This window comes from Wolbachia endosymbiont of Madathamugadia hiepei, from assembly GCF_013366855.1.
In the GTDB taxonomy this organism is placed as follows: domain Bacteria; phylum Pseudomonadota; class Alphaproteobacteria; order Rickettsiales; family Anaplasmataceae; genus Wolbachia.
In genome coordinates this window covers 1-7,642 of sequence record NZ_WQMP01000039.1, presented here as the reverse complement: position 1 = coordinate 7,642, position 7,642 = coordinate 1, and the positions used below count along the sequence as shown (strand labels likewise).

General features: G+C 36.2%; 9 protein-coding genes. 1 reads left to right on the top strand and 8 read right to left on the bottom strand.

The features are described 5' to 3' along the window. Positions 1–30 precede the first annotated feature (30 nt). Entirely contained in the window at positions 31–522 is a 492-nt protein-coding gene (locus GO685_RS02245) for a hypothetical protein (protein WP_175937392.1), read from the bottom strand. Positions 523–971: 449 nt separating this feature from the next. Next, on the bottom strand, positions 972–1,430 hold the full coding sequence (locus GO685_RS02240) for a hypothetical protein (RefSeq protein ID WP_175937391.1): 459 nt from the start codon (positions 1,428–1,430) through the stop codon (positions 972–974). A gap of 619 nt (positions 1,431–2,049) precedes the next feature. Here GO685_RS02240 and GO685_RS02235 point away from each other — a divergent pair. After that, complete coding sequence (locus GO685_RS02235; protein ID WP_175937390.1) at positions 2,050–2,232, top strand: hypothetical protein; 183 nt, start codon at positions 2,050–2,052, stop codon at positions 2,230–2,232. Here GO685_RS02235 and GO685_RS02230 read toward each other — a convergent pair. From GO685_RS02230 to GO685_RS02205, 6 genes are all read right to left on the bottom strand, one after another. Further along, positions 2,229–3,062, bottom strand: a complete 834-nt coding sequence (locus GO685_RS02230) for a polysaccharide deacetylase family protein (protein ID WP_246226352.1) — start codon at positions 3,060–3,062, stop codon at positions 2,229–2,231. The genes GO685_RS02235 and GO685_RS02230 overlap by 4 nt on opposite strands. 15 nt (positions 3,063–3,077) lie before the next feature. Continuing rightward, positions 3,078–3,974, bottom strand: a complete 897-nt coding sequence (gene folD / locus GO685_RS02225; protein WP_175937389.1) for a bifunctional methylenetetrahydrofolate dehydrogenase/methenyltetrahydrofolate cyclohydrolase FolD — start codon at positions 3,972–3,974, stop codon at positions 3,078–3,080. 3 nt (positions 3,975–3,977) lie between these two features. Continuing rightward, positions 3,978–4,541 carry a UbiX family flavin prenyltransferase gene (locus GO685_RS02220; RefSeq protein WP_175937388.1) on the bottom strand — a complete coding sequence of 188 codons (564 nt, stop codon included), beginning with the start codon at positions 4,539–4,541 and terminating at the stop codon, positions 3,978–3,980. Continuing rightward, entirely contained in the window at positions 4,534–4,800 is a 267-nt protein-coding gene (locus GO685_RS02215) for a DUF2312 domain-containing protein (RefSeq protein ID WP_175937387.1), read from the bottom strand. Before GO685_RS02215 ends, GO685_RS02220 begins: the two co-directional genes overlap by 8 nt. 9 nt (positions 4,801–4,809) lie before the next feature. After that, a complete protein-coding gene (locus GO685_RS02210; RefSeq protein ID WP_175937386.1) occupies positions 4,810–6,096 on the bottom strand; it encodes an HlyC/CorC family transporter in 1,287 nt (428 codons plus the stop codon). Between the two features lie 107 nt (positions 6,097–6,203). After that, on the bottom strand, positions 6,204–7,382 hold the full coding sequence (locus tag GO685_RS02205; protein WP_175937385.1) for an aspartate aminotransferase family protein: 1,179 nt from the start codon (positions 7,380–7,382) through the stop codon (positions 6,204–6,206). Positions 7,383–7,642 lie beyond the last annotated feature (260 nt).

Genomic DNA, 7,642 nt, shown 5'->3' with positions numbered 1-7,642 from the left:
GACAAGACTGCTGAGGTTTTTATGGGTTTTTTAAACTTCGTTGGTTCTCTCATATGGCTTCTCTAAAATTTTGTTCACAGAGACTAGATCAGATATTAGCACGGGCTTATTTAAATCAAAAAATTCTGTATGCCCTCCAACTTTTACCATAGGTAGTTCACCTTTCCAACCATAAGGTATTACCACTGTATTGCCAGAATCATAGGCATGATAATATGAAGTATGATGACCATTGTAATATGGATCATGACAATGCTTAAAGCGTAAGTTATGATGATGGTTGAAACATGGACACTCATCTAAAAGTTTCATTTTACTTCCCCAATCTACTGAAGGCTTCATAGGAAAATTCCCTTCGTCTACTATAAACTTCACATGTGGTTTCCCTGCATTTACTGTAGTAACTTTTTCAGTGGGCTTTTCTATATTTACTGTAGTAATTTTTTCAGGGAGTTTTCTTTCACTTCCATTATCTAATGTAAGTTCTGCAGTGGGTTTCACTTCGTCCACTGTAGATTTCACTGAAGTCTCCTCTGTGTCTGCTGTAGTTTCTATAGGAGGTTCTTCCCCGCTTTCATTTTCTACCGCTCTGCAGGAGGTTCCCCTCCGCTTTCATTACCTACTACAGGTTCTTCAGTAGTTTCCTCTGTAATTTCATTTTGGCTAAACACCATTTTGAATATCATTGCTTTCTGGCATAGAAATCTCCTATATAATTCAAACTTTATTTTAAATTAACAGTATTAGTAGGGAAGGCAAGAAAGACCATACATCAAATGGGCCGCCGAAGTTATAAGCCAACAGACAGAGGTACATAGTGCACATCACTTCTTTTTGTCTTATACTCTATTTATCATATTAAGTCAACGCTATTTGTGATCTTAATATGATATCGCTCATTTTTGATTCTCTACGCACTTTTCACGTCTTTCATCACCTTCGCTACAATTACCTACAAAAATTTATTGTCCTTAAATTATTTCCGCAGTAGAAATAGCTGCTGCAATGTGGTCTGAATGTTCAGGTACTCCTTCAGTTTTTGCAACTTCTATTATCCTATTTCCTGTTTTTCCACTTTCACTTCCAGTCCAATATGGTGGTATATTCAGCACTACTGTATTACCAGAGTCGTGAGCATGACACCATGCTGCATCATAATGATTACTGTGACCTGGATTGCAATAATGCTTGAAACATGGGTTATAATCACCTTGAAATGGAGCGTGATGGTGTTTGAGAGACGTGTGTAAATTAGGAATGCAATAATCGCCTATAAGGCAAAATTTTTGCGTGGTTAAGCAGTCCTTATCAAAGTAAGGCCTATTATCGAATTTATCAGATATATGTAATGGTTTACAATCTGAGAAATGAGGTTCACCTATATTGTGGTAATAGGCATTGTATGGTTGTAAAATTGAGTAACAAGTCATAAAAATCCTTTGAAAAATAACTATTATCCTAATTATAGGATAAAATGATTAACAATTTTATAACGCAAAGATTAAAATTGGCATATCCAAGACCTTATACCAATTCCACTACATAGAAAGCGGACAGACAACAGTGGAAAAAAGCTACCCAATAGAAACAAAAAAACTACTTGACAACCTTCGCCGTTACCCTTATCATAGTATTGAAGTTATTTGTTTAACTTCTCAATCTGTACAGGTTAAAATGACAAGAAAACTTGTATTTCGCGTACTATTGTTTAATTTTTCGCACTATGTGCACTGCATGTCTTTTTAAAACTTCGGGTTTTTACCATACAAGCTGAAACGCGCTTATAAGTCGTTTAAGACATCACCCAACGCCGGATTTTAAAATAGAGAGTGGAATAACTAGCTACCTCGGGGTTTTATTGTCTTTTTCCTCTGTCTGGTAAATTTCTTAAATATTATAGTTTAGACTAGTTGCGTTTAAAAGCAGCTAAATTGCAGCGTTTAAGGCATAAAAACGCCAATACTGAAAATAAATACTGACTAAGGCTTCTTTTGCTTTTTTCTCCACTTGGTAAGTTTCTTAAATATTTATTACCAAAGTAGTATTCGAGTGTCGGAACACTGGGATGGCAAAAAAGTAGGCACTGGAATGACAGGAAGGAGGTACTTGGATGACACCATTGTTGACTGGCAAAACGGTACCTGTCGCTTTCTGTGTAGTAGAGATTGGTATAAGCAGAGGAATGATACTGTGTTTGGAGCTAGATATTTCAACATTCGTATACTGATCTAGTTGTAAATGTATTTTGGTAAATCTAAATTATGCGTTTCTTCTCCTTTTGATATACTTTCAGTTTTAACTACACTACAAACCCTTTCCTCCCACTCACTTAAGGTAACAGGCTCATAACCCGACCTTTTTAGTATCTTAATAATCTGAGGTAAAACTTCAACTGTATTTGATTTGTTGTCGTGGTCATGGAACAGTATGATTGCTCCATTGTGCACGTTGCTTATAACTCTTTTGACTAAGATCTCTGGTTTATCACCTTGCCAATCTAGAGAGTCAACTGTCCATAATATCGAATACATATTCAATCGATTAGTGTTTTCAATCAAATTATCATCATGACATCCATATGGTGGGCGAAACCATTTTACATCTTGCTCTGTTGCATTCTTAATTGCCGTACTTGTCCTCTCCAGCTCTTGCAATTGTTCTTCACTTGAAAGCAATGTCAACTTTCTATGCGACCAAGAGTGATTGCCCAGCTCATGACCTGCATTATAGATTCTCTTTACTATCTCGGACGTTTTTTTATTTATACGTTCACCAAGAAGAAAAAATGTCGCTTTTGCTTTATAGCTTTCTAAAACATTAATAATATCGTTTACTCTACTGTTAGATGGTCCATCGTCAAATGTGAGCGCAGCAAATTTATCACTGTTATTTAACAACTTTTTTATGTTACTTAAACTTCTGTACGATAGATCTAAATTACAACTAAGCCCGCGGTATGGTAAATTAAAATTACAACCACTACAGAAAACTGTGGTTGAGCATAGCAAAAGAAAAATTGTTGTTAGCCATCCTTTCAACCCTGCCATTTCCGTACCTTTCATCCTGCCTCAATGCAACTATAGACCTTGGTTCATGAAATCAGAAGCATCAATTTTCTTCTGCAGACAAGCAGCAATAACAGTATTTATCATCAAGAATGCAATGGTCATTGGACCAACGCCCCCAGGCACTGGCGTAATAGCTTTGACTTTTTCTTTTACTCCATCGAAGTCAACATCACCTACAAGCTTTGTTTGTCCTCCTACATTCATACTATTTATGCCAACGTCAATCACTATTGCCCCTTTCTTTATCCAGTCTTTTTGGACAAAATTTGGCTTTCCAACTGCTGCAACTACTATATCCGCTTTGGAGCAATATTCAGCTAAATCCCTACTTTGTGAATGCAAAATTGTAACAGTGCAGTTTTCTTGCAACAACAGGTGAAACATCGGGTTACCCACGATGTTTGATCTGCCGATCACAACTGCGTTTTTACTTGAAAGATTACTTTCAACTGATTTAATTAAATGCAAAGAACCTTTAGGAGTACAAGGTATAAGGCAATTTTTTTCACCTTTAACTAATCGGCCAACGTTTTCATCATGGAAGCCATCCACATCTTTTTCAACGCTTACTGTGTTAATTACTCTGCTCGCTTTAATATGGCTTGGTAAAGGCAATTGTACTAAAATGCCATGCACAGACGGATCTGCATTTAACCCATTAATTTTTGCAATTAATTCACCTTCTGAAATATTATCAGGCAAAACAATAGTCTCAGAACTTATGCCTATTGATTCTGCTTTTTTTTGTTTATTACGAACATAGACTTGACTTGCTGGGTTGCTACCCACAAGAATTACTTTAAGACAAGGAAAAATGTTGTGCTTCTTCTTTAAAGCATCGATTTTTTGTGATAACTTCTTGCACAGGTCACTTGCTATTTCCTTGCCATCAATGGTAATTGCCACTTGCTATACTCCTTGCCATTCTTTGAAGCCAGGTAATTTGATACCAAATAAACTCAATACTTTGCCAATAGAATGATTTATAATGCCCTCCAAAGATTTCGGTTTAATATAAAACGCTGGCATTGGCGGAGCAATAATTGCCCCCATCTCCGTCAATTTTAACATATTTCGTAAATGACCAAGATGCAGTGGCGACTCTCGCACCATAAGAACTAATTTCCTTCTTTCTTTTAGCGTTACATCTGCAGCTCTCGTTAACAGGTTGGAAGTGACACCTGACGCAATTTCAGACATTGTTTTCATAGAACATGGAGCGATAATCATCCCTAAAGTTTCAAACGAACCGCTCGCTATTTTTTCTCCTATTTTTTCTTCAGAATAGTAAAAATCTGCAAGGGATGTGATGTCTTCAAGTCTTTCTGCAACTTCATGGGTCAGAGTGGTTTTTCCAGCGCGACTTATTACTAAATGAGTTTCGTAGTCAGCATCTCTTAAAACTTCCAAAATACGCACACCATAAATAGAACCAGATGCTCCACTTATCCCAATTACAATTCTGCTATTCACTTGACTCTTCTTCGCAACTCATTCCCAATGCGCGTTTATAAGTATCAAGCAAAATTTCTTGTTCTTCTCTGTCATCATCATCCATCTTTCTTAGCCTGACAATCTGTTTCATCACTTTCGTATCCCAACCTTTATCTGCAGCTTTTGCATATACATCACGAATGTGATCTTGCACATCCTTCTTTTCTTGCTCGAGTTTTTCGATTCTTTCTATATAACCTTTTAACTCATCGGCTGTTATTTTTACTGTGTCTTCCATAAAACCTAACTAATTAATCGCTGTCATAGTATGATCAGTTTTTACTTGTACTTCAATAACAGTAATAATATTTTTATCTTTTTTCAAAATCTTGAAATGAAAACCATATATGAAAAATTCTTCGCCTTCGTCAGGAATGCGCTCTATCTCATTCACAATCATACCTGCTAAAGTTGTAGCTTCTTCATCAGGAAGATTCCAGTGCAATTGTCTGTTAATGTCCCTAATAGTTGATTTTCCTTCGATATGATATACATTGTCAGATATTTTCTTTATAAAATTCTCCGTGATTAAATCATGCTCATCGGAAATTTCTCCAACTATTTCTTCCAATATATCTTCAAGAGTTACAATTCCCTGCAGTGCTCCATACTCATCAACAACAAACGCAAGATGTTTTCTGTTTTGACGGAAGTTATGTAGTTGAATGCTAAGTGGTGTACTTTCTGGTAAGAAACAAGGTTTTGACATAATTGTGGCAATATCAACCTCCTCTATTTTATTATCCTTTTCACGCAAAGCGTTTATTAGATTTTTTACGTGAACTACTCCGACAATGTTATCTGGTTCTTTTTGCCATAAAGGTACTCTACTGTGGCTGCTGATTAAAATTTCTCTTATCAATTCTTCTTTATTTCGATCTATATCAAGAGAAAATAGGTTTCTCCTGTGGGTCATAATTTCCGATATCTCTGTCTCAGCTAAATCAAGTATGCTGCTTAGCATATCTAAATCCTGCTGTAACATGGTTCCTTCACTGCGATGAAGAGTAATCATATTACGCATTGCATCCGCTGCAGATATTACTTCCCTATTCTTATGAAGCCCACATAACTTTAGAATAAGATTGACAATAAACTGAATGCCTAATGTCAATGGAGAAAAGATCTTGACAAAAAATAGTACAAAATAAGTGGAAAATAATGTAAATTTTTCAGGATTTTGCATGGCGTAAGTTTTTGGTAACACCTCGCAAAACAGCAAAATACAAAATGTCATTACAATCGTTGATAGAAAGATACCTTCACTTCCAAAGAAATTTATAAATATCGCTGTAAATAAAGCGGAACAAGTAATGTTAATAATCGTATTGCCGAGCAACATCGTTCCTATTGTTAATTCTTTTTTACTTAACAAGCGATCTATCATCTTGGCCCTTTTGTTACCCTCTAGCTTTAGCTTATTAACGCAAGATCGGCTGATCGAGGTTAGACCTATTTCTGCCCCTGAAAATAAAAACGATAAAATCAACAAAGCAAAAATTACCGATAATATTGAAACCAATAACCAATCCATTAAAGTATGATGTTATTGTGACAAAAAACAGAGTTAATCTTACATGTTATAAGAAGCATTCGCAAGTTCGAAATTTTGTATAGCTGGACTTTATATTTCTAAAATATTTATATATCTTTAATCTTAAAAAACAAATTATAGAGTGTATTACACGCTGCATCCACATGTTTATCCTGAACAATAAGTGGAGGTGTTATTCTCACTACTCTATTATCTAAAACTTTAGTCATTATTAAACCCTTGTCAAGGGATCGGCTAACAATTTTGTCAGCCAAAGGAGCTTTAAGCTCTACTCCTATTAACAAACCCTCCCCACGAATTTCTGAGATTATTCTTGGAAATTCTTCAGCTAACAGTAGTAATTTTTCTTTTAGATATTTACTAACCCTTCTAACATGGTCAAAAAAGTCTTCTTTCAGCACTATATCGAGCACTGCGTTACCAACAGTCACGGCAAGCGGATTACCGCCATAGGTTGATCCGTGAGTTCCTGGAGTAATCGCTTCTGCTATATAATTTCTTACTAAACATGCAGCTAAGGGAAACCCATTACCCATAGCCTTCGCGCAAGTTAAAATGTCAGGTTCGATTCCTATATTTTGATAATGAAATAAAGAACCAATACGCCCATACCCGCACTGCACTTCATCAAAGCATAGGATCATTTTCTGAGATTTTGTTATTTCTCTTACTTTGTGAAGGTATTCTACATCCAGTGTATACACTCCACCCTCGCTTTGTATGGGCTCTAAAAACACAGCAGCAGTTTCACCGCTGATTTTCTCCTCTAGCGCTTTGATGTTGTTTCTTGGCACTTTGTCAAAACCAGAAAGGAGTGGAGCAAAACCTTCGCGTGATTTTTCATTTCCTCCAGCGGAAATTGCAGCAATACTGCGGCCATGAAACCCTCCTTCGATTGTAATAATGCGGTTGCGCTTTTCTTGCCCTTTTGAATAAAAATAACGGCGAATAAATTTAATTGCAGCTTCTGTTGCTTCAAGTCCGCTTGAACAGAAAAAAACTTTATCCGCGAAAGTAAGTGCTGCTAAACGCTCAGCAAGCCTTTCTTGCCCGGGAATAGTAAAAATATTAGAGCAGTGCCATAATAAATCTGATTGCTCCTTCAGCTTATCTGCAATATATGGATGACAATGTCCTAAAGAAGTTGTAGAAATACCCGCAGCAAAGTCTAGATATTTTTTGTCATTTTTATCAAAAAGGTATACCCCTTCTCCTCTAACTATAGGAGTTTCAAATCTATTGTACGCATTGACAATGTGATTCATTTAAGTGTTCTAATGCTATCCACATTATACTTAAAATACTCCCTTAGCACAAAGCTTTTCCTTTGCTAAGTTATCGTTAGACTTTTTGCATAACCACATCAAACCAGCTTTAGCATATGCGAAAAAACTGCTTGACAACTTTTGCCGTTACCCTTATAACGGCACTGAGGCTATTATTTATCTTCAGTCTGTGCAGATTAAACAACGAAAGTATCACGGTTGGTGTCTTATGTTTAATTTTTTGCACTATGTGCACCTCA